The organism is Vibrio sp. 1180_3, assembly GCF_029478545.1.
Taxonomy (GTDB): Bacteria; Pseudomonadota; Gammaproteobacteria; order Enterobacterales; family Vibrionaceae; genus Vibrio; species Vibrio aestuarianus.
On sequence record NZ_SJFM01000005.1, the window covers coordinates 84,612 to 104,909 of the forward strand.

The window sequence follows — 20,298 nt, forward strand, 5'->3', positions numbered from 1 at the left end:
ATTATAGCGAAACAAGACATGATTTACACCCTCAGAGTCCTCGGATGAGTAGTTAGCTGTCCTTAGATTGATTGGTTTCTGTCGCTTTATCTTCTTTAGGTAAATGTTTATAAATAAACACCCCAGTGAGTAGAGTGTAGGCAAACGTTGCGGCTAGTAAACCGAATACCTTGAAGTTTACCCAGACGTCTAAAGGCAATCGGTACGCGATATAGATATTTAAAACAGCACAGACGCAGAAAAACAGTACCCAAGCCCAATTAATTTTGGCCCAAACATGATCAGGTAAAGATAGCTCCTTGCCAAGCATCCCTTTGATTGCCGATTTACCCATAATGTGGGTGATAGTGAGACCTAAGGCAAAGACAACGTAGACAATGGTGACTTTCCATTTAATGAAGTTATCATCGTGTAGGAATATCGTCATCCCACCAAATACAGCCACCATCAAAAAAGTGATGAGTTGCATTTTTTCTACTTTCTTGTAGAGCGCATAAGTTAGGGCAATTTGTACCGCACTAGCGACAATTAATGCACCTGTCGCTACGTAAATATCGTACATTTTAAATAGAGCAAAAAAGATAATCAGTGGAATAAAATCAATAAGTTGTTTCATCAGTATGAACACTTTGGTTGGAATGTTGACGACAGTCTAACGAAAAGTACGCTATAGCTAAATAGGAAGAGGCAATTCGACACAAATTACCTTTCCCAACCGCTAGGTTCTAATTGTGAGATGCCACGCTTCATATCTTCTAAATAACCTTCGCTTTTAAGGTTAGCGACGGTAATTACAAGTTCTTCATTTGTCATTGAAAAACAAGAATCTTTACCTGTAATGAAGCCAAGATATTGACGGTACTCGACTTCATTAAAATGACCAATACGGTCAATCATCAGTTCTTTGATTCCATCGTGAATTAAACTGTAATAAGCATTTCTGTGTATATCCATTACTGAGACTCCAAGTTCATCCTTCACTCTTGTTAAAAATCACATACTTTGCATTTTTGAAACTGTAGCAGTGTTGGCTATGTCCGCTAACCCTAATCACACCGTTTATCTATGCTCATTGGAATGAACTTACTTGCCGCCGACCTGAAACTTCAAGTTATTTAGGTATAAACACATGAAGGGGGATATTTGCTCTTTGCAATATTAATGCCAATGATGTACTCGTCTATTACATGAATCTACAACTTAACTTTAGGCGTACATGATGTGATTTTGCAAATTGCAATGCAAAATAATCACATACAAGCAACCATACTTAAGCTATGTATATACTTCCTATTTGAAGTTGCAGCGACGTTGGCAGCGTAGCTTACCTCAATCACATCGTTTATCTCCGCTTAAGGGGATTCACTTACTTGCCGTCTACCTGCAATTCTAAGTTGTTTAGACATAGGGAGGCTTCATGCTTGGGATTAGCTGTGTATCTATAAACGGCGGCTTGTAACTCCGCTTTAGTCGTTGGTTTCACCAATCTCCCATCCATCAGTTTATCGATTAAACTTAAGTCGTATTCAGAAGACTCTCCGGAAAGGGCAATAATGGGTATGGATGGCTTTAGTTGCTTAATTCGCCTACTTGCATCAAAACCATTCATTTTAGGCATTTGAATATCCATTAATATTAAATCTATGTGACTATTTAAAAAATGGTTAATAGCAGATTCTCCGTTATGAGCTTGAATAACATTCATGCCAAGCTGTTCTAAATAAACTTTGACTAACGCTCTTTGAACTGGCTGATCATCAACAACTAATATGGTTTTCTTGATGGGTGTCATATTATCTACATTGAATGCTTTCACGCTATCTTTGATAGTATATAAATCTTGTGTAGTTAGTGCTGATAAGCAAAAAGGGTACTGTTTATTAGTAATGTTTACAGTAGGGAAGTAAAGCTTAAATTCCGTGAACTCACCTGGAATGGAATGGCATTCTATACGTCCACTAAAGGTTTCCATCACACGCCTACAGTAGCTCAATCCTAACCCACTACCTCCATTCTTATTGTATGTAAAAAAGTCATCAAATATCTTTTTACTTATACGGGTATCTATACCTGGCCCAGTATCTCTAAATATGACACAATTTTCTTGTTGGCCAGTATCAATAATAATATCCACTTTACTATTAGGATGAGAGTCAAAATAGTAAGTAGCATTTCTTATTAGATTGAAAATAACAAAGCTAAACATTGTATCATTCAAATTAACTAAAAAATCCTGATTGTTATGAAAAACAACTCGTTGACGAATAGCATCATTTTCAAAACAGTATCGGCTTAGAGCCTGTGAAATAACGTAAGATATTCGATAAAAAGATGTTGATTCCGGTTTCGTAGATGAATTTCGTACTTCATGTAATATAATGTCAATTATTTGCCTTCCGTTTAGTATGGCTGTTTTCCCCTTGTTTATTGAAGCGAACAATTCTGAGACTGGTTGATTAGCATCAATTTTATTTTTCAACTCTTCAAATTGAAGCTGAACCATAGCTAATGGGGTTCGCATTTCATGGGCAATGGAGTGGGCAAGTGATTGATACTGAGTTATTTTTCTATGAGCATTGATATAACCTTGAACTTTACTAATGAGAAATTGTAGAGCTTTTATTTCTTCATTTGAGAACAGCGAACCATCAGTTTTATACTGAGATACCAATAAATGTGAAACTTTGTAATCTTGATCAAAAAGAGGCAAGATTAAAGCAGTATTGTTTGAGCCCATTCTCTCTTGTAATTTATGTAATTTTTCTGTCAGCACCAGTTCATCACTTATTTCATCTGCGATTAATATCGAACGATGAGTAGAAAGATATTCAGAGTAGTTATCATTATTATAATCATTGGTGACCAGTTGTAGTTTTTCTTTTGGAATGTCGAGGACTTCGGCCAATTTATGGATAGATGCTTCTACAGAATTTTGGAAGTCGTGTTCAAGATTTAGAATTTTATCAATAGGCGTGACAGTTGAACCATAAATAAGTTTAGATGAAGTCATCTTAACGAGCTTATGAATGTTATTCCAACTTGCTGCAGATAAGAGAATCCACATTGTTGCGATTATGCAAAGTAATTTAATTGAAATTTTCGATGTAAATATAATTATAAAAACAAAAGGAATTATGTATATAATAATAAGCAAGAATACTAATGCTAATACATACATGAGATATCGACAGCTATAAAACCTAACGGTAAGTAAAGCATAACCAAAAAATAATGTTTCACTGATTGAGAGCACTGGTGGCAGCCAAGTGAGTGAAAAATCGTTAAGTAAATAAGTAAAACCAATATTTAGAACTGCCGTTGAGGCCATAAAAATTACTATACCACAAAGCATATAATTCATCTTGGTCTTACCAAGCCTGTTCGTTGCTTTTCTTAAGTGTAATAGATTGCTGAAGGTCATATAAACAATTAAGATAAATCCAGTAAAAAAACCACTAGTGCAGGGGCCAAATTTTATTATGAAATCACTTGGGGCAACAATATCGATAGATTTAATTACTAACCCTGGAACGATATTCACAATGTAAGCATATAATGAAACAACAGCTAGCAATGCATACTTCCAAGCCGGAGTAGGGACCGAGGAAATGGTCGAGCGCAGACTGCATGAAAATAGAAATGCAGAAGCGAAGGAGCTAAACGCAGCTAGATTTGCTAATGTCGCTATGTATATTGCATTCCCAGGTGGATATATCATTAAATAATTAGTGTGGAAATACGAATTCATTAGAATCCATATAAATAAACCTGAAGCGTAAATAATATAAAATAAATGTGTCATTGCATACTTGTTGTATTTCCAACTCTCTATTTTATTTTTTGACAAATTCTTTCTCAGAGATCTACAGAAATACAGTAGCCATGCTAGAACAATGAGAGACGATGATATTAAAAAAAAACCTTTTGGATACGTGATGTTTTCTAACATTACAAGTTCCTGTAGTTACTTTTTTTCTTGTTTTGAATGACAATTTTTTTGTAATTTTTAAACGATGTATTGTTAAGCTCAGTTTTTAAATTTGGGATAATCCAAAACCCTTTGTATGTGTTTCTTTCGGTGTCATTTAAGTTTTTATAACTAATGCTAAAATAACAGTCAAGTTCTAATTCTTGATAAAAATTCATCAACCAAGGCTGCTCTATTATGACGTAAGCCATATAGAAACCCATTGCATCTAATTCTCTTATAAGGTGTTTTTGTGTAAGGAATAAATAAAATATACATTCTTGGACTGTTCCACTTACACTAAGTCTAATAACCTCACATATATGATTTTTTTTGAGAATAGTTTCATCGAAATATTTTTCGAATGAATGAATAGAATCTAATTTTGGTATACAACTAGTCTTGAAAATTTTGGCATGAATGGGGCTGTTTTTAATACTATCAGGGATGCATGGCTGCCAACCTTCATTGGTAAAAAAAGGAGAAAATGAAAGCCAGTTATGGCGTTCATTCCACAGCTGAATTCTAGCGGAACCAACAATTGTGCAAATTGGTTCGCTAGTTTTTTCCAGTAGTATAAAATGCCTTCCTGTAGATGATATTGTTAAACTTTCTAACATTTCATACCACCCCTTATCTGCAATAAGAGTTGAAAGATTCATTAACAATACAGCATCGGATAATGACATGGGCTGTGTATGATGCAGCGTGTAGTATAATTCCTGAGATGATTGTATATCCTCAACTATCTTAGAGTGATACGCTTCTTCCAATAATGGTAATTTTTTATATTCATTATTCTCACTCTCTGGATATTTAGATTTAATCTTGTATATTTCGAATTCGCACCAAAATTGAGCCAGGTTTAGAAATTCTCGATGAATTAGTTTTTCTAACAAGTGATATTCTTCTGGCCAATTAGCTACTTTATGAGTAAGTGACTGCTTATAAGCGGGAGATTTAACACAACCTGCAATATTAAGTTTTTTAGTAGATGGATCAATTTGATGAGTGATGGATAGTCTGCTAAATAACAAATCATGACAAATAGAATTGGATATGTTTTTTTCTACTTGTTTGGTTATATTGAATACATTTTCGATGTTGATTTTTTTATTGATAGAAAGCTCTTTTTTTATGGATTTAATTATATTCATTGATGTTGTTCTCGCTACTGACGTTTTTTGTTTTTATGTAAGAATGGCTATTTTAATAATTAGTGCCATATCTATATAGTGGAAAATATCAGTGGTGTTTTTTATATTCAATTATAATTCTATCTGTTTATTACAGGCTCTCTCATTTTAAATAAAAAAAAGGGCTACCTTTCGGTAGCCCATCGATATTTATTAGCAAGGTGGATTTAAGCTTGTTGTTTTTGAAATTCAGTTTCTATTTCTTCTTCTACAAGAGAATCTACGATGACAGCACAAGCAGCATCACCCGTTATATTTAGGGCTGTGCGGATCATATCGAAGATACGGTCAAGCGCAAACAATAATGGTAAGCCTTCAATTGGAATACCTGCCGCTAATAGAACGGCAACCACAAGGAATGAAGGACCAGGTACACCGGCTTGGCCTACTGCGCCTAAAGTAGCGGTAACAATAATTGCAATATAGGCACCCATTGAAAGGTCAATATTAAATAGTTGAGCAAAGAAAATGGCAACTAGGCCGTAGTAAATTGCATTACCACTCATATTAATTGTTGCACCTAATGGCAACACAAAAGAGGCGGTTGAATTACGTACACCAAGTTCATGTTCTACCGTATCCATCGTTACTGGTAGCGTAGCCATGGAAGAGGCGGTTGATAAGGCAACGGCTTGTGGTTTTTTCATCGCAAGGATGAATTTTTTTGCTGATGTTTTTGTGAATATTTGGATCATCAATGGGTAAACGATAAATCCAAAAATCAAAATTGCAGCAACGTAAACAACAAATAGTTTAAATACCACCATCAACGCACCAAAGCCAAAAGTACCTACGGCTTCTGCCATCAGGCCAAAGACACCAATCGGTGCAATGATCATTACTTTGTTGATCATCCAAACCATCGCATCAACAATAACGTTTACGCCATTGATGATTGGATCACGTTTTTCTTTGCTTTGCTTAGAGATGGCAACACCGAAAAATAGACAGAAGACAAGAATCTGTAGAATGTTTGCATTGTTCAGTGATTGGAAAACATTGGTTGGAATCATACCTGTGATGGTCGCCCAAAAAGTAGGTAATTCACCTTTTGATGCGTATTCGGCAGAAAACATCCCCTCTACACCGGACACATCGATACCAATACCTGGTTGGAACACTTCACCCATCAATAGTGCTAGAGCAACTGCTAGTGCTGAAGTTACAGCAAAGTAGCCTAAAGTTACCGCCCCAACTTTTCCTGCTGATTGACTATCACCAAGGCCTGCAGCACCAGAAATTAATGCAACAGCAACCAATGGAATGACTAGCATTTTAATTAGGTTGATAAAAATCACGCCGAGTGGGGCAAACATCGCCGCCTCGTGCCCCATCATGGCTCCAACGGCGGTACCAACGATCATAGCAATGACGACTTGAACGCCAATGTTGCTTAGTAAACTCTTCTCTTTTAACACTTCCATAACCTCTGTGCTAATTAATTGTAAAATCCCAGTATTACCCACTATATAAATAACAAATGTAGGATAAATATCTCGTATAGCTTTTTACACGGATATTTCACATTTAGCAACATTGCATGAAAGTGAATTGACAATAATATTGATAGTAAGTTGATTTAAAATGGTATTTAACGCGCGGGTAAACGATTGCCATCGTCGTGGTGAATGTGGGCTTTTGTTTTGCTGAGCTGGTGAATGCTTTATCTGTCGGGTTTACATGTTAATAAAAAGATCGATTTCCACTTTGGAGTAAGAAATCGATCTCATAGCGAAGTTTGGATGAATAATTATCGGATAGTCGCCGCTTTCATGCTGGATACAAATTTGCTAAGACCAGTTAACATTTCGTGTGGTTGAGCAATGTTCTGTTCAATAATCTTGACTACAGCAGAGCCTGATATTGCCCCCGCAGCGCCAGCTTCAATGGCTTGCTTAACTTGAGCTGGTTCCGAGATGCCAAAACCCAGTAGAGCCGGTGGTGCGTCAAATTGATTTAATCGGTCAAGTAGTGCATGAACTGGCATGTTCGCTTTGGTTTCAGTGCCAGTTACACCTGATCGAGAAAGTAAGTAGGTATAACCACCGCTAAGCTTCGCAACCGATTCTAGTGTCTCGTCACTGGCTGTTGGCGGTGCAATAAAGATTGGGTGAATCCCATACTTCTCGGCTGCGGCGACAAAATCTCGGCTTTCGTTAGTTGGAACATCAGCGATGAGTACGGAATCAACGCCTGCACTTTGACAACGCTGATAGAAATTATCGATACCTCTTGAGTACACTAGGTTGGCGTACATCAGCAGACCAATTGGCAAGTCTGGGTGCTGTTCACGAATTTTACGGATCAGCTCGAAACAGATATCCGGTGTTGTATTTGCTTCGAGCGCTCGAATGTTTGCCCCTTGTATTGTTGGCCCATCAGCTTGTGGGTCTGAGAATGGCATCCCGAGCTCTAACGCATCGGCACCAGCATCGACTAAGGTTTGCATTATTTGCAAAGACAGCTCAGGGTTTGGATCACCAATGGTAACGAATGGAACAAAAGCACCTTGATTTTTATCAGCTAAGCGCTGAAATAGAGTTTGATAGCGATCCATTACAACGCTCCTTTTTCTTCTAGCAATTTATGAACAGTGAATATGTCTTTGTCACCACGACCGGATAGGTTGACAACCAATAGCTGCTCTTTGTCTGGTTCAGCGTAAGCCATCTTAATTGCGTGAGCGACAGCGTGTGACGATTCTAACGCAGGGATAATACCTTCGTTACGTGCAATGGCTTGGAATGCCTCTAATGCTTCGTCATCGGTAATACTGTCGTATTCAGCACGACCAATTGAATGGAGATATGCGTGCTGTGGACCGACCGATGGGAAATCAAGGCCTGCGGATACAGAATAAGATTCCTCAACTTGGCCATTCTCGTCCTGCATTAGTGGAGATTTCATTCCAAAGAAAATACCAGTCTTGCCATGCTTTAGTGGTGCGCCATGTTGGTCGGTGTCAATGCCTTTACCCGCAGGTTCAATACCAATCAAACGTACTTCCTTTTCTTCAATAAAGTCAGCAAACATACCGATGGCGTTAGAACCACCACCAACACAGGCAATCACTGCATCTGGTAGTCGACCTTCACGTGCTAAAATTTGCAGCTTAGTTTCTTCGCCGATCATACGTTGAAATTCACGAACAATGGTAGGAAACGGGTGAGGGCCTGCGGCAGTGCCTAATAAATAGTGAGCTGTTTCATAACTGGCAGACCAATCACGTAAAGCTTCATTACATGCATCTTTTAGGGTGGCAGAACCGGAGTGAACAGGGATGACCTCTGCCCCCATGAGTTTCATACGAAACACGTTGGGACTTTGGCGCTCCACGTCTTTTGCTCCCATGTAGACACGACATTTTAAACCGAGTAATGCGCATGCTAGTGCTGTTGCTACACCATGTTGACCTGCACCGGTTTCAGCAATGATCTCTTTCTTGCCCATACGCATAGCTAACAGTGCTTGGCCTAGTACTTGGTTGGTTTTGTGTGCGCCGCCGTGCAGTAGATCTTCACGTTTGAGGTACAGTTTCGTTTTAGTCCCTTTAACCAAGTTGCGAGTCAGGGTTAGTGCAGTTGGGCGGCCTGCGTATTCTTGAAGCAGAGACATAAATTCTGAGCGAAATTGCTCATCTTCTTGTGCATCAATAAAAGCCTGTTCCAATTGATCGAGAGCGGGTACTAAAATCTGTGGCACATATTGACCACCATACTCACCAAAATAAGCATCGAGCTTAGCCATAATTGTATTCCTTATTCTATTTTACCGCTGAGCGATTCAACGGTAATAAATGTGTTATTAATAATTTCTAATCTCGCTGAAAGCTTGGGTCAGCTTGTGCAGGTCTTTTTTTCCAGGCTCACTTTCTACTCCGGAATTTAGGTCTAACCCTAAGCAGCCAAAACTGGCCGCGTGCTGGGCATTGTCTGCAGATATCCCACCCGCTAACATGACATCTCTGATATTGGTCAACAGTTGCCAATTGAAACTGGTTCCAGTTCCGCCAGACTGCATGCCAACTTTGGCATCGAGTAAGTGGCGATCAACGTTATGCTCAATGAAAGTCGGTAAATGATCACTTACGCCATAAGCTTTCCAAATCTCGATGTTGTCTGGTAAGGCCGTTCTTAATGAATCAATATAAGTTTGATCTTCATCGCCATGTAACTGTACCGCATGCAGTGCGAGTGTTGATGCAGTATGTGCGACGTATTCAAATTGATGATTCTGGAAAACACCCACATAATGCAAAGGGGCACTGTTGATGATTGAACTGGCCGTTTCAACATCGATACACCGCTTTGACTGTGGCACAAAAATTAATCCGCCAAATACAGCCCCTGCTTGGTAGGCTTTAGCTGCATCGTCTGGGTGAGTTAAGCCACACACTTTATTTTCACCCAATGTGACTTTACGAACAGCTCGTTCCAAATTGTCTTCAGCCATTAGCGAACTACCGATTAAAAAGCCATTGGCATATTGGGCGAGGTCGCGCACCTGTTGGTGGGTATAAATTCCCGATTCAGAAATGATGATGGTTTCTTTGGGCAATAAAGGTGCGAGTTGCTTAGTGCGATTGAGATCGGTAGAAAGATCACGCAAGTTACGGTTATTGATACCAATCACTTTCGCTTTTAATGCGACCGCGCGGTGAAGTTCTTCCTCATTGCTGACTTCGGTAAGAATGCCCATCCCAAGAGCATGAGCTAGGTTTGCAAGCTCTTGATACTGACTATCGTCGAGCACCGAAAGCATCAATAGGATAGCATCAGCGCCATAATGGCGAGCTAAATTGACTTGATACGTATCAACCATGAAATCTTTGCAGATAACAGGTTGGCTTACTTGTGAGCGAACACGCGGTAAAAACTCAAAATCACCTTGGAAGTACTTTTCATCGGTTAGAACAGAAATCGCGTTGGCATACTCGTTATAAACGGAAGCGATGTAATCTAAATCAAAATCTTCACGAATCAATCCCTTAGATGGTGATGCTTTTTTACATTCTAAAATAAATGCGGTTTTTCCTGTATCGAGTGCTTGATAAAAAGAGCGATCTGAAGGAGTCAGTAAGTGTTCAAAGCTTGCCAGTGGTTGTACTGCTTTACGTTGTGCCACCCACTGGTATTTATCATTGACGATTTTTGCCAACACTTCAGCCATCTGAGTATGTTGCGTTGAAATATGTTCAGAGAGTTGCTCAGACATTTGGCTTAACCTCGTTGCGCTAATTGTTGGACAAGCTCATAGGCTTTGCCCGAATTCATCACCTTTATAGCTTGTTCTGTATTGGCCTTAAGGTCTTCTTGACCAAAAAGTCGAAGCAGTAGAGCTACATTGACAGCAACCGCAGCCAATTGAGCTGGAGTGCCTTTTCCTGTCAGTAGGTTGGTAATAATGGTTCTATTTTCCGCAGGCTCACCGCCTTTAATTGCTTCAAGTGGGTAGCTGTCGACCCCAAAATCTTCTGGGCGAAGGGTGTATTCGATGATTTCACCGTCACGTATTTCTGCTACTAGCGTTTCGCCATGAATAGCGACTTCATCTAAACCACTGCCGTGCACAACTGCTGCACGTTTTAAACCCATTTGTAACATGGTTTCTGCGATGGGGCGAACCAGTTCTTTGCTATAAACACCCATCAATTCAATATTGGGCCGTGCTGGGTTGATCAGTGGTCCTAATATATTGAAGATGGTGCGTGTTTTCATCGTCTGACGTACTGGCATCGCATAGCGAACGCCACCGTGATATTGCGGTGCGAATAAGAAAGCCACGCCTAAATCATCGATTGCTTTGCGGGTATCTTCCGTGCTCATCGCAAGGTTAATACCGAATGAGTCAAGAAGGTCAGAAGATCCAGATTTACTCGATACACCTCGGTTACCATGTTTCGCGACTTTCACTCCACAACCAGCAGCGACAAAAGCGGCAGTGGTAGAGATATTGAAAGTATTTGAGCCATCACCACCAGTTCCGACGATATCGGCAAAATCGTAATCTGGTCTTGGGAATGGTGAGGCATTTGCCAACAGGGCTTTGGCTGCACCAGCTATTTCTTGTGGTGTTTCACCTTTAATTTTTAATGCCGTTAGTACTGCGGCCATTAAGATCGGATCAAGCTCACCACGGATGATGACGTCAAATAGCTGTTGGCTTTCTGCTTGAGATAGTGACTGCTGGGCATACAGTTTATTAATGATCTGTTCCATAAAAAGTCCTTTTCAATCCGGTTAAATTGTCTGTTCTGCTAAAGCCCAATCGATGGCATTGGCGAGCAAAGTTGCGCCATGTGTTGTCATAATAGATTCGGGATGGAATTGAAATCCGCACACTTTGTCTTGTTCTTGTACAACAGACATCACTAGTCCATCAACTTCTGCGGTTACTGTCAGTGAGCTAGGAACATGAGTTGCAACCAATGAGTGATAGCGTGCAATGGCTAGTGGTGATGGAAGCTGTTGATAAATAGCATGGTTTTGATGTGCCATCATCGATACTTTTCCGTGGATGATTTCACCGGCTCCTGCAACGGTACCGCCGTACGCTTCGACAATCGCTTGGTGACCAAGGCATATGCCAATCATCGGTACTTTTCCTTTTAAACGTTGGATAAGCTCTGGCATGCAACCAGCTTCCGAGGGCGCTCCTGGTCCTGGAGAGAGTAAAACAACCGGATTTTCAAGTTGATTAACCGCATGTTCAATGTTTTGCGCAGCAATATTGTTACGATAAATGGTCACGTTATGGCCCAAAGAGCGAAACTGGTCTACAAGGTTGTAGGTAAATGAGTCAAAATTGTCGATAAAAATAATATTAGCCATTTTGACTACTCCTTATGTGCCGCTTGAATCGCGGAAATAACGGCTTGAGCTTTACCACGTGTTTCATCAGCCTCTGCTTGTGGGTCTGAATCATAAACAACCCCCGCACCAGCTTGAACTTGCGCAATGCCATCTTCGACATAAGCGGCACGAATGACAATACAGGTATCGAGATCGCCTTCACCAGTCAGGTAGCCAACTGCACCGCCATAACTGCCACGACGAGCTTTTTCTACATCACGAATCAGTTGCATGGCTCGAATTTTTGGTGCACCAGTCAGCGTGCCCATATTCATGCAAGCTTGGTAGGCGTGCAGTGCATCGAGATCGTCTCTTAATTGACCGACTACGCGTGACACAAGATGCATTACATGACTGTAGCGATCGACCTTTAATAGATCGGCCACGTGCCTTGTCCCTGCTTGAGAAATGCGTGCGACATCATTACGTGCAAGGTCGACCAGCATCATATGTTCAGCGTTCTCTTTTTTATCGCAGCGCAATTCAAGTTCAATGCGGCTATCTAGATCAAAATCAATGCTGCCATCAGGGCGTTTTCCGCGGCGGCGAGTGCCTGCGATGGGATAGATTTCAATTTGGTTGGTTTCTGTTGCGTATTTTAATGCACTTTCAGGAGAGGCTCCGAAGAGAGTAAAGCGTTCGTCTTGCATGTAGAACATGTACGGGCTTGGGTTACTCTCTTTTAATTGCTTATAAGCGGCAAGCGGGGAAGGGCAAGCCAGCGTGAAACGGCGTGACGGCACTACTTGGAAGATATCGCCTTTCACCACGTATTCTTTTAAATCACGAACGGTATTACAAAAGGCTTCATCAGTGACACTAGGCACGACATCAAGGTTGGCAATTGTTTTTGCTTTAGGCAGCGGCTTTGGTGCAAGGCTTTGCTCAGCAATAGCCGCTAAACGTGCTTTCAGAGCGACACGAACTTCATCTGTGGGTTCAAATAAACTGGCTTGTAACTGACAAACTTCGGTTTGGTGGTCAATGACCATCAGAGTTTCAGCTACATAAAACACATAGTCAGGGCATTGGTTTGTCGCTGCTGCATCACCAAGTGGCTCAAAGTTTGCCACCAAATCGTAGGCAAATAAGCCGCCAAGAAAAAGAGCGTGTTTATCTTGGTTGGTGAGGTCAAAGCTGTGCTGAACAAGGCGCAACGCATCAAAAGAAGAGGCTTCACGTAAGCGCGAATCTTCATCTAACGTATCGCACGCAGCATGAAATTCGAGAGTTAATGTATCTCCTTGAAGACGATGTGTAATGTCCGCTTTGATATTACGGTGCAAGTGCTCAATAAGATGTTGCCCGTTATCACTTAATGCCTGAAAGGTGACAACGTGACCAAAGCATATAATACGTACAGCGGCATCAATCAGCAGTAGGCTTTTTAAATCTTGTTTTGAATCGATTTCTGCTGATTCAAGCAATAAACAATCTGTTTTTGATTCACAAAGTGAATGGAAAAGACGTGTTGGATCCTGCGTGTATTGAACTGAAGTATTCAGCAATTCAATACGTCCTAACTTTTTAATTTCAATGGCCTTGTTCACAAGACATCCTTCATGATTTTTTAAGTTCCTGTCGTTCATACTCGCACAATCCTTTTCATGACCCAATCGACGTTTTAGGCGATTTGCTGTTTTATTGTTCAGTTGAATGTGAGTTGTCCGACAAAATAAAAAGCCCGCTGATGTAAGCGGGCTTCGTGAATATGTGGTTTACTTTTAAAAGTACACGTGAGCCCACCAAGAACTTGACCAAGTGCGCCACCAATCGAGCTCAGCAGAAACTGCGCTTAAATTGTGATTATGGTTTTGGTTAAATTCTTGTAACATAGTCAACCTTAGATATGTACTTTGCATTTGTGTACTAGTTAACTAGTACCGAGATGAAAAGTCAAGCCTTAAAAACGGCAAATTGAAATTATGAGAATTGATTTACATAGTCACACTACTTTTTCTGATGGAAGACTTTCTCCGCAAGCGTTGATTGATAGGGCGTTGAGCTTTGATATCGAAGTACTCGCCATTACTGACCACGATACCATCAATGCGTTAGCCATGGCTCATGACTATATCGAACAGAATCAGCTACCTATTCAACTTATCGATGGTATTGAAGTTTCGACCGTTTGGCAGAATAAAGACATCCACATTGTAGGGTTAAATGTCGATCCTAAATCTGCCCCGCTGGTGGCTTTAATAGAGCAGCAGCAGAACCACCGTGTTAAACGTGCTGAACTGATTGCACACCGCTTACAAAAATCAACTCGTGAAGGGGTACTCGAAGAAGTACAAATGATTGCTGGGGAAGCTCCGATAACCCGCGCTCATTTCGCCAAATGGTTGGTAGAGCAAGGGTTTGCCAAAAACATGCAGCAAGTGTTTAAAAAGTTTCTTACCCGTGACAAGCCAGGCTATGTACCGCCTAACTGGTGTTCAATGAATGATGCGATCCAAGCGATCCACGGTGCCGGAGGGCTGGCAGTGTTGGCTCACCCGGGGCGATATGACTTGACGACCAAGTGGCTCAAGCGCCTAATTACCGCATTCGTTGAAGCCGGCGGTGATGCAATGGAAGTGGCACAACCACAACAAGCGCAACAAGAACGACGCAATTTGGCGGATTATGCTATACAATACAAACTATTAGCTTCTCAAGGCAGTGATTTTCATTACCCCTCACCGTGGATGGAATTGGGGCGAAACCTTTGGTTGCCTTCTGGAGTCGAACCTGTCTGGAAAGATTGGGGTTTAAACCCTATAGATAGAGTCGAGAGACTCGATAATGAGGAATTACAATGAGCCAGTTTTTTTACGTTCATCCAGAAAACCCACAGGCGCGCTTGATCACCCAAGCGGTTGCTATTATCCGTAATGGCGGTGTTGTCGTATACCCAACGGATTCAGGTTATGCACTAGGCTGTCAGCTAGAGAATAAGCAAGCTTTAGAGCGTATCTGCCAAATTCGTCGCCTTGATGATAAGCATAATTTCACCCTATTGTGCCGCGACTTATCTGAGCTCTCTTTTTATGCTCGTGTCGATAACACCGCTTTTCGTCTGTTAAAAAACAATACACCGGGCGCGTATACCTTTATTTTCAAAGGAACCAAAGAAGTCCCGCGTCGTCTTATGAACGCGAAGCGTAAAACTATCGGTATCCGTGTTCCGGATAACCGTATTGCTTTAGATTTATTGGAAGCATTGGGTGAGCCACTGATGTCGACATCACTCATTCTGCCTGGGAACACACATACAGAGTCTGATCCTGAAGAAATTCGCGATCGTCTAGAACATGCTGTCGATGTAATATTAAACGGTGGTTACTTAGGCGAACAACCGACGACAGTAATTGATTTTAGCGATGATGAAATGGTAATTACTCGTGTTGGGGCTGGTGATCCAACACCATTTGAGTAGATAATCAAAACGGGTGCTTTTTGACGTAGAATTTGAGATACTATGCGGCCGCGATTTTGGGGTCGCATTTTTTCATTCGACGTCTGTGAAGACGACACAAAGGTAAATAAATGAGCGAAAAGTTACAAAAAGTTTTAGCACGAGCAGGTCATGGTTCTCGTCGAGAGTTAGAAGCGTTGATTAGAACAGGGCGCGTAAGTGTTAATGGCAAGGTAGCTACGTTAGGCGAACGCCTAGAAGATGACAGCGCTGTAGTGCGAGTTGATGGGCATGTTGTGTCAGTCAAAGCGCCAGAAGAAGTGGTGTGTCGTGTTCTAGCTTATTACAAACCTGAAGGTGAACTGTGTACCCGCCATGATCCAGAAGGCCGACGTACGGTGTTTGATCGCCTACCAAAAATTCGTGGTTCTCGTTGGATCTCTGTTGGCCGCCTTGATGCCAATACTTCTGGCCTATTGCTGTTTACTACCGATGGTGAATTGGCTAACCGTTTGATGCACCCAAGCCGTCAGGTTGAGCGTGAATACTTGGTGCGAGTTTTCGGTGAAGTGAACGAGCAAAAAGTACGTAACCTTGTAAAGGGCGTACAACTTGAAGATGGTATGGCTCGCTTCGAAGATATTGTTTATGCCGGTGGTGAAGGTATGAACCATACTTTTTATGTGGTTATCAACGAAGGTCGTAACCGTGAAGTTCGTCGTTTATGGGAATCTCAAGAAACAACCGTCAGCCGTTTGAAACGTGTTCGCTATGGTGATATCTACCTTGATAAGAAATTACCTCGTGGTGGTTGGAAAGAGCTTGATCTTAAAGATGTCAACTACTTGCGTGAACTGGTCGAACTGCGTCCTGAAAAAGAAACGATGCTTGATCTAAGTAAAGACAACACGTCGCGTAAACGTGAACGCTCACGTAGCCAGAAGATTCGTCGTGCTGTTAAACGTCATGAAGAGCGCGTGACAACGACAACAGGTAAGCCGAAAAGTACTCGTACAACCAATGGGACCACAACAGGTCGTCGTAAACCTGCATCAAGCACGCGCAATAGCGGTGCAGAGCAAGGTGGACGCAAACCCAATGGTCGCAGCCCAGCAGGTAAGGCGAAAGCACCTCGTCGCCAGTCTTAATATTTACATTGAGATAATGAAGTTTTAAAAATCCCGAGCTTTGCTCGGGATTTTTATTGGTAGCTTTGGGATTGTTGATTAAAGCGTAAGTCTTCTTATTTCAGAACTTGGTGATTGTTGGATCACCAAGCCTTCACCCTTACAAACTTTGATTGAGTTGATAGTAACGACCTTGCTGAGCTAATAAAGCTTGGTGGCTGCCATATTCAACAATCTCCCCTTGTTCAATCAAACAGATCGCATCCATTGATTCTAACTCGACTAAGCGATGGGTAATGAAAATGACGGTCTTGTTGGCAAAGTATTTTTTAAATAACGCGGTGATTTGCTGTTCCGTTTGTTTGTCTAAACCTTCTGTCGGTTCATCCAATAACAGAATCGAACCATTATGCAAAAATGCACGAGCAATACCGATACGACGCTTCTCACCACCAGAAAGTTGACGACCACCTTCACCAAGCCAAGCATCTAAACCCTGGTCTTCAAGTAGTTTGGTTAATCCGACTTGTGTTAATGCATGTGCTAGTTGCTCATCATTGGCTGTTGGATCGGCCATCGCTAAATTGTCACGCAAGGTACCATTAAGCACGTCAACCCGTTGGCTAACGACACTGATGGCTTTTCTCAGATCACTTTCATTCCAATTTTTAAGTGGTGTACCTGCAATCGCAATCTCACCTTGCTGAGGATCCCAGTAGCGAGAAAGCAGTTGCATTAATGTTGATTTCCCAGAACCGGTCTGGCCAACAATTGCCACACGATGACCTGCGGGAATATGCAAATTCACATTGTTTAATACTCTTTGGTCACCATCAGGGTAGTGAAAGTTTAGGTTTGAAAACTCAATATCAAATTGGCCGCTATGAGAAGTAGTTTTAGTTGGAAATTGAACTTCTGGATCTGCCAAAGTGACATCATTTAGACGACGTGCTGAAGTTAAAGTCTGACCTAAATGCTGGAAAGCACCGGCTATTGGCATTAGCAGCTCAAAGCTTGCCATGGTTGCAAAAGCGACTAAAGCGATCATTGGATCGGGTTGGTTTCCTGCGACGCCATCTGCGGCGAGCCAAATGATCAATACTAACGTCCAGCCATTGGCCAGCATCAATAAAGCTTGTGCAAGCCCCGAGAAATGGGCGTTGGCAAACTGGTTGGCGAGTAATTTATTCTGTGCTGAAAGAATCGCTTCACGGTAACGGTTTTCTGCACCAAATAAGGTCAGCTCACTATAACCTTGCAGCCAATCCAATGTCGTAATGCGTAGTTCTGCTTTATGCTGCGTTAACTCTGCACCATTGCGTTTACCCAATTTATAGAATAATACAGGCCAGACTAATAACAGCGTCAGTAAAATTGCTCCGAGTATTAAACCTAACTGTAGGTCAAACCAACATAGGAAAGCGGTGAGGGCTGTAATACCAAAAATGCCGACGGTGACGGGGCTGATCAAGCGTAAATAGACATGATCCATGGCATCAATATCTGCCACTAAGCGGTTGAGTAGGTCGGCATCTCTTAAATTAGATACTTTCCCAGGGATAAGTGGAGCAAGCTTTTGGAAAAAGAAAATACGTAGATCGGTTAGCAGTTTGAAAGTTGCATTATGACTTACGACTCGCTCTCCCCAACGCCCTGCGGTTCGGCCCATCGCGAACCCTCGCACAAACGCGCCGGGTAGCATGTAATTAAAGGTTTCTCGGGCAATGGTTAAGCCTGCAATTGCTGCTGCGGATAAGAACCAACCCGAAAGAGTTAATAGACCAATAGAAGCAAACAAGGTTAAGAAGGCAAGAAGCATTCCCAGCGATAAGCCGAACCAGTGTTTTTTATACAGTTTTAGATAAGGGATTAGTTCACGCATCAAGGTTCCCCTTATTGTTTTCATCTAAGGCTTGGTTAGCTGACAGCATATCGGCAAATAACCCGGCTTGTTGACTGAGCGAGGTGTAATCACCGCTTTGAACAATCTTTCCATCATCCATCACCAAGATTTGTTGTACCGACTTTAGCGGTGCAAGTTGGTGTGTCACCATCAATGCGGTTTTATCGATAATTTGGCTATTTAAACCTTTCATCACTAACTGTTCACTGCGCGCATCTAAACTGGCTGTCGGTTCATCAAGCAACCAAAAGTTACCGTTTTGCAGCATAGCGCGTGTGAGTGCTATACGTTGAGCTTGCCCGACAGACAAGCCGCCAGAGCGATCGGTAATAGCGTATTCAAGACCGTGTTTATCTACAAATTCAGCAGCGAAAGCATTCTCTAAGGCCGCTCGAACCTTATCATCACTTAAGTCGTTTTGACCGAGTGTGATATTTTCGTAAATGGTCCCATGTAATAGAAGCGGATTTTGTCCGACCCAACTGATCTGTTTACGCCAACTGCTGTGATTAATTTGACTCAGTTCAATGCCATTGATAGTTAAACTTCCTTGATAGGGCATAAAGCCAAGAATTGCATTGATTAAGCTGGTTTTTCCTGCACCGCTTGGGCCAACTAGCGCCGTGGTTGTTTGGTCATCAAGGGTAAATGAAAGCGGGCCAACCAGCCTTTTGCCTTCAGGGCTGAACACTTCGAGATCTCGAGCTGTGATTTCTATATGTTTTACATCGTCTAAAATGTGATCGCCTGATTTTACTTTACTCACGTCGGTTTCTAAAAACTCGACAATACTTTCCGCAGCACCAACGGCTTGTTGTTTTGCATGGTAGAAGGTACCTAAGTCGCGCAGTGGTTGGTAAAATTCTGGTGCGAGTATCAAGATAAATAGCCCCGAAAAGAGCGTAATACTGGTTCCGTAGTAGCCGAAATTCAATTCACCAATAAAGCTGAAGCCAAAATAGACCGCAGTAATAGCAATGGAAATTGAGGTAAAAAACTCCAATACCGCTGAGGATAGAAAAGCAATCTTCAAGACATCCATGGTGCGAGTACGAAATACTTCGGATGCACCTCTGAGCTGCTCGGTTTCTGCTTGGGTGCGATCAAACAAGCGGATCGTTGTCATTGACTGTAGGCGATCATAAAAATGCCCAGACAAACGTTGCAGTGCTTTAAAGTTTTTGCGGTTGGCGTCCGCCGCTTTCATGCCAACCAATGCCATAAACATCGGCACTAATGGTGCGGTGATGAGGAAAATTAAACCAGCAGCCCAGTTAACGGGAAATACCACAATAAGGATAATGAACGGAATCAGTACTGACAGTGACATTTGCGGAAGATATCGAGCAAAGAAATCTTGCATATCCTCTACTTGTTCGAGCAATAACGTTGCCCATGAGCCAGCAGGCTTTCCTTTTATATAGGCAGGGCCAAGTTCGCGTAGTTTATCTAAAATGAGTTGACGGATATAAATGCGGATCTGTTCTCCGCAGCGAAAACCGGCAATTTCACGTCCCCAAGCACAAGCGGCTCGGATCGCGATAGTAGCAACTAAGCCAAGGAAATAGGGAATGAGATCTGCTTTATCGACATGTTCAATAATCAGTTGATGCAGAATGGAGGCGAGGAGTGCGGCCTGAGCCAGCAAAAACACACTTGATAGTACGCCAAGGCTGACAGCGATCATTAACCAGCGTTTTGCTAGTTTACTCTGCTGTTTGAGCCAATTATTCAAGCTACGTTGTTTTTTCTTATCCATTTCGAAGGCTTAATGATAATTATTATGTAAACGGAAGGACGCTAGTATACAAAAGAAAGCCCAGTGGATATACCACTGGGCTGTAGGGTTTTGTT

Annotated in this window: 17 protein-coding genes and 1 other annotated feature; of the genes, 3 read left to right on the top strand and 14 right to left on the bottom strand. The window is 41.7% G+C overall.

Features of this window, described 5'->3' with window-relative positions:
- Positions 1–52: 52 nt before the first annotated feature.
- The 12 genes from EYW48_RS04955 to EYW48_RS05010 form a co-directional block, all read right to left on the bottom strand.
- A complete protein-coding gene (locus tag EYW48_RS04955; protein ID WP_053309310.1) occupies positions 53–616 on the bottom strand; it encodes a septation protein A in 564 nt (187 codons plus the stop codon).
- A gap of 86 nt (positions 617–702) precedes the next feature.
- Positions 703–954 carry a hypothetical protein gene (locus tag EYW48_RS04960; protein WP_171980999.1) on the bottom strand — a complete coding sequence of 84 codons (252 nt, stop codon included), beginning with the start codon at positions 952–954 and terminating at the stop codon, positions 703–705.
- Positions 955–1,366: 412 nt separating this feature from the next.
- Positions 1,367–3,574, bottom strand: a complete 2,208-nt coding sequence (locus tag EYW48_RS04965) for a hybrid sensor histidine kinase/response regulator (protein WP_277431954.1) — start codon at positions 3,572–3,574, stop codon at positions 1,367–1,369.
- 374 nt (positions 3,575–3,948) lie between these two features.
- A complete protein-coding gene (locus EYW48_RS04970; RefSeq protein WP_277431955.1) occupies positions 3,949–5,124 on the bottom strand; it encodes an acyl-homoserine-lactone synthase in 1,176 nt (391 codons plus the stop codon).
- A gap of 206 nt (positions 5,125–5,330) precedes the next feature.
- Positions 5,331–6,587: a dicarboxylate/amino acid:cation symporter gene (locus EYW48_RS04975; RefSeq protein WP_274693921.1), complete on the bottom strand. Its 1,257-nt coding sequence runs from the start codon at positions 6,585–6,587 to the stop codon at positions 5,331–5,333.
- A gap of 326 nt (positions 6,588–6,913) precedes the next feature.
- Entirely contained in the window at positions 6,914–7,720 is an 807-nt protein-coding gene (gene trpA / locus EYW48_RS04980) for a tryptophan synthase subunit alpha (RefSeq protein WP_171981236.1), read from the bottom strand.
- On the bottom strand, positions 7,720–8,910 hold the full coding sequence (trpB, locus tag EYW48_RS04985) for a tryptophan synthase subunit beta (RefSeq protein ID WP_053309316.1): 1,191 nt from the start codon (positions 8,908–8,910) through the stop codon (positions 7,720–7,722). The genes trpA and trpB overlap by 1 nt, the downstream gene beginning before the upstream one ends.
- 57 nt (positions 8,911–8,967) lie before the next feature.
- Complete coding sequence (gene trpCF, locus EYW48_RS04990) at positions 8,968–10,377, bottom strand: bifunctional indole-3-glycerol-phosphate synthase TrpC/phosphoribosylanthranilate isomerase TrpF (RefSeq protein WP_171981238.1); 1,410 nt, start codon at positions 10,375–10,377, stop codon at positions 8,968–8,970.
- Between the two features lie 5 nt (positions 10,378–10,382).
- Positions 10,383–11,381 carry an anthranilate phosphoribosyltransferase gene (trpD, locus tag EYW48_RS04995; protein ID WP_277431956.1) on the bottom strand — a complete coding sequence of 333 codons (999 nt, stop codon included), beginning with the start codon at positions 11,379–11,381 and terminating at the stop codon, positions 10,383–10,385.
- Between the two features lie 21 nt (positions 11,382–11,402).
- The gene (locus tag EYW48_RS05000; protein ID WP_053309319.1) at positions 11,403–11,993 is read right to left on the bottom strand and encodes an aminodeoxychorismate/anthranilate synthase component II; all 591 of its coding nucleotides are present in this window, start codon (positions 11,991–11,993) and stop codon (positions 11,403–11,405) included.
- 5 nt (positions 11,994–11,998) lie between these two features.
- On the bottom strand, positions 11,999–13,564 hold the full coding sequence (locus tag EYW48_RS05005) for an anthranilate synthase component 1 (RefSeq protein WP_171981240.1): 1,566 nt from the start codon (positions 13,562–13,564) through the stop codon (positions 11,999–12,001).
- A gap of 124 nt (positions 13,565–13,688) precedes the next feature.
- Positions 13,689–13,792 (bottom strand) — a sequence feature (Trp leader region).
- Positions 13,739–13,876: a Trp operon leader peptide gene (locus EYW48_RS05010; protein ID WP_080996294.1), complete on the bottom strand. Its 138-nt coding sequence runs from the start codon at positions 13,874–13,876 to the stop codon at positions 13,739–13,741. It overlaps the preceding feature by 54 nt.
- A gap of 63 nt (positions 13,877–13,939) precedes the next feature.
- On the opposite strand from EYW48_RS05010, the gene EYW48_RS05015 reads away from it, so the two are divergent.
- The 3 genes from EYW48_RS05015 (at position 13,940) to rluB (ending at position 16,562) form a co-directional block, all read left to right on the top strand.
- Complete coding sequence (locus EYW48_RS05015; protein ID WP_171981241.1) at positions 13,940–14,818, top strand: PHP domain-containing protein; 879 nt, start codon at positions 13,940–13,942, stop codon at positions 14,816–14,818.
- Positions 14,815–15,435 carry an L-threonylcarbamoyladenylate synthase gene (locus EYW48_RS05020; RefSeq protein ID WP_168521758.1) on the top strand — a complete coding sequence of 207 codons (621 nt, stop codon included), beginning with the start codon at positions 14,815–14,817 and terminating at the stop codon, positions 15,433–15,435. Before EYW48_RS05015 ends, EYW48_RS05020 begins: the two co-directional genes overlap by 4 nt.
- A 110-nt stretch (positions 15,436–15,545) precedes the next feature.
- Positions 15,546–16,562, top strand: coding sequence for a 23S rRNA pseudouridine(2605) synthase RluB (gene rluB / locus EYW48_RS05025; RefSeq protein WP_053309324.1), 1,017 nt, complete (start codon positions 15,546–15,548; stop codon positions 16,560–16,562).
- Between the two features lie 139 nt (positions 16,563–16,701).
- Here the strand turns inward: rluB and cydC are convergent, their stop codons facing one another.
- Together cydC and cydD are read right to left on the bottom strand one after the other, a co-directional pair.
- Complete coding sequence (cydC, locus tag EYW48_RS05030; protein ID WP_277431957.1) at positions 16,702–18,423, bottom strand: cysteine/glutathione ABC transporter ATP-binding protein/permease CydC; 1,722 nt, start codon at positions 18,421–18,423, stop codon at positions 16,702–16,704.
- On the bottom strand, positions 18,416–20,203 hold the full coding sequence (gene cydD / locus EYW48_RS05035; protein ID WP_277431958.1) for a cysteine/glutathione ABC transporter permease/ATP-binding protein CydD: 1,788 nt from the start codon (positions 20,201–20,203) through the stop codon (positions 18,416–18,418). The genes cydC and cydD overlap by 8 nt, the downstream gene beginning before the upstream one ends.
- Between the last annotated feature and the right edge of the window lie 95 nt (positions 20,204–20,298).

Bases quoted from the DNA above. Each gene is read 5' to 3' on its own strand.
- EYW48_RS04955 (WP_053309310.1), bottom strand. From the start codon at position 616: ATGAAACAACTTATTGATTTTATTCCACTGATTATCTTTTTTGCTCTA.
- EYW48_RS04960 (WP_171980999.1), bottom strand. From the start codon at position 954: ATGGATATACACAGAAATGCTTATTACAGTTTAATTCACGATGGAATC.
- EYW48_RS04970 (WP_277431955.1), bottom strand. From the start codon at position 5,124: ATGAATATAATTAAATCCATAAAAAAAGAGCTTTCTATCAATAAAAAA.
- EYW48_RS04975 (WP_274693921.1), bottom strand. From the start codon at position 6,587: ATGGAAGTGTTAAAAGAGAAGAGTTTACTAAGCAACATTGGCGTTCAA.
- trpA (WP_171981236.1), bottom strand. From the start codon at position 7,720: ATGGATCGCTATCAAACTCTATTTCAGCGCTTAGCTGATAAAAATCAA.
- trpB (WP_053309316.1), bottom strand. From the start codon at position 8,910: ATGGCTAAGCTCGATGCTTATTTTGGTGAGTATGGTGGTCAATATGTG.
- trpCF (WP_171981238.1), bottom strand. From the start codon at position 10,377: ATGTCTGAGCAACTCTCTGAACATATTTCAACGCAACATACTCAGATG.
- trpD (WP_277431956.1), bottom strand. From the start codon at position 11,381: ATGGAACAGATCATTAATAAACTGTATGCCCAGCAGTCACTATCTCAA.
- EYW48_RS05000 (WP_053309319.1), bottom strand. From the start codon at position 11,993: ATGGCTAATATTATTTTTATCGACAATTTTGACTCATTTACCTACAAC.
- EYW48_RS05010 (WP_080996294.1), bottom strand. From the start codon at position 13,876: ATGCAAAGTACATATCTAAGGTTGACTATGTTACAAGAATTTAACCAA.
- EYW48_RS05015 (WP_171981241.1), top strand. From the start codon at position 13,940: ATGAGAATTGATTTACATAGTCACACTACTTTTTCTGATGGAAGACTT.
- EYW48_RS05020 (WP_168521758.1), top strand. From the start codon at position 14,815: ATGAGCCAGTTTTTTTACGTTCATCCAGAAAACCCACAGGCGCGCTTG.
- rluB (WP_053309324.1), top strand. From the start codon at position 15,546: ATGAGCGAAAAGTTACAAAAAGTTTTAGCACGAGCAGGTCATGGTTCT.
- cydC (WP_277431957.1), bottom strand. From the start codon at position 18,423: ATGCGTGAACTAATCCCTTATCTAAAACTGTATAAAAAACACTGGTTC.
- cydD (WP_277431958.1), bottom strand. From the start codon at position 20,203: ATGGATAAGAAAAAACAACGTAGCTTGAATAATTGGCTCAAACAGCAG.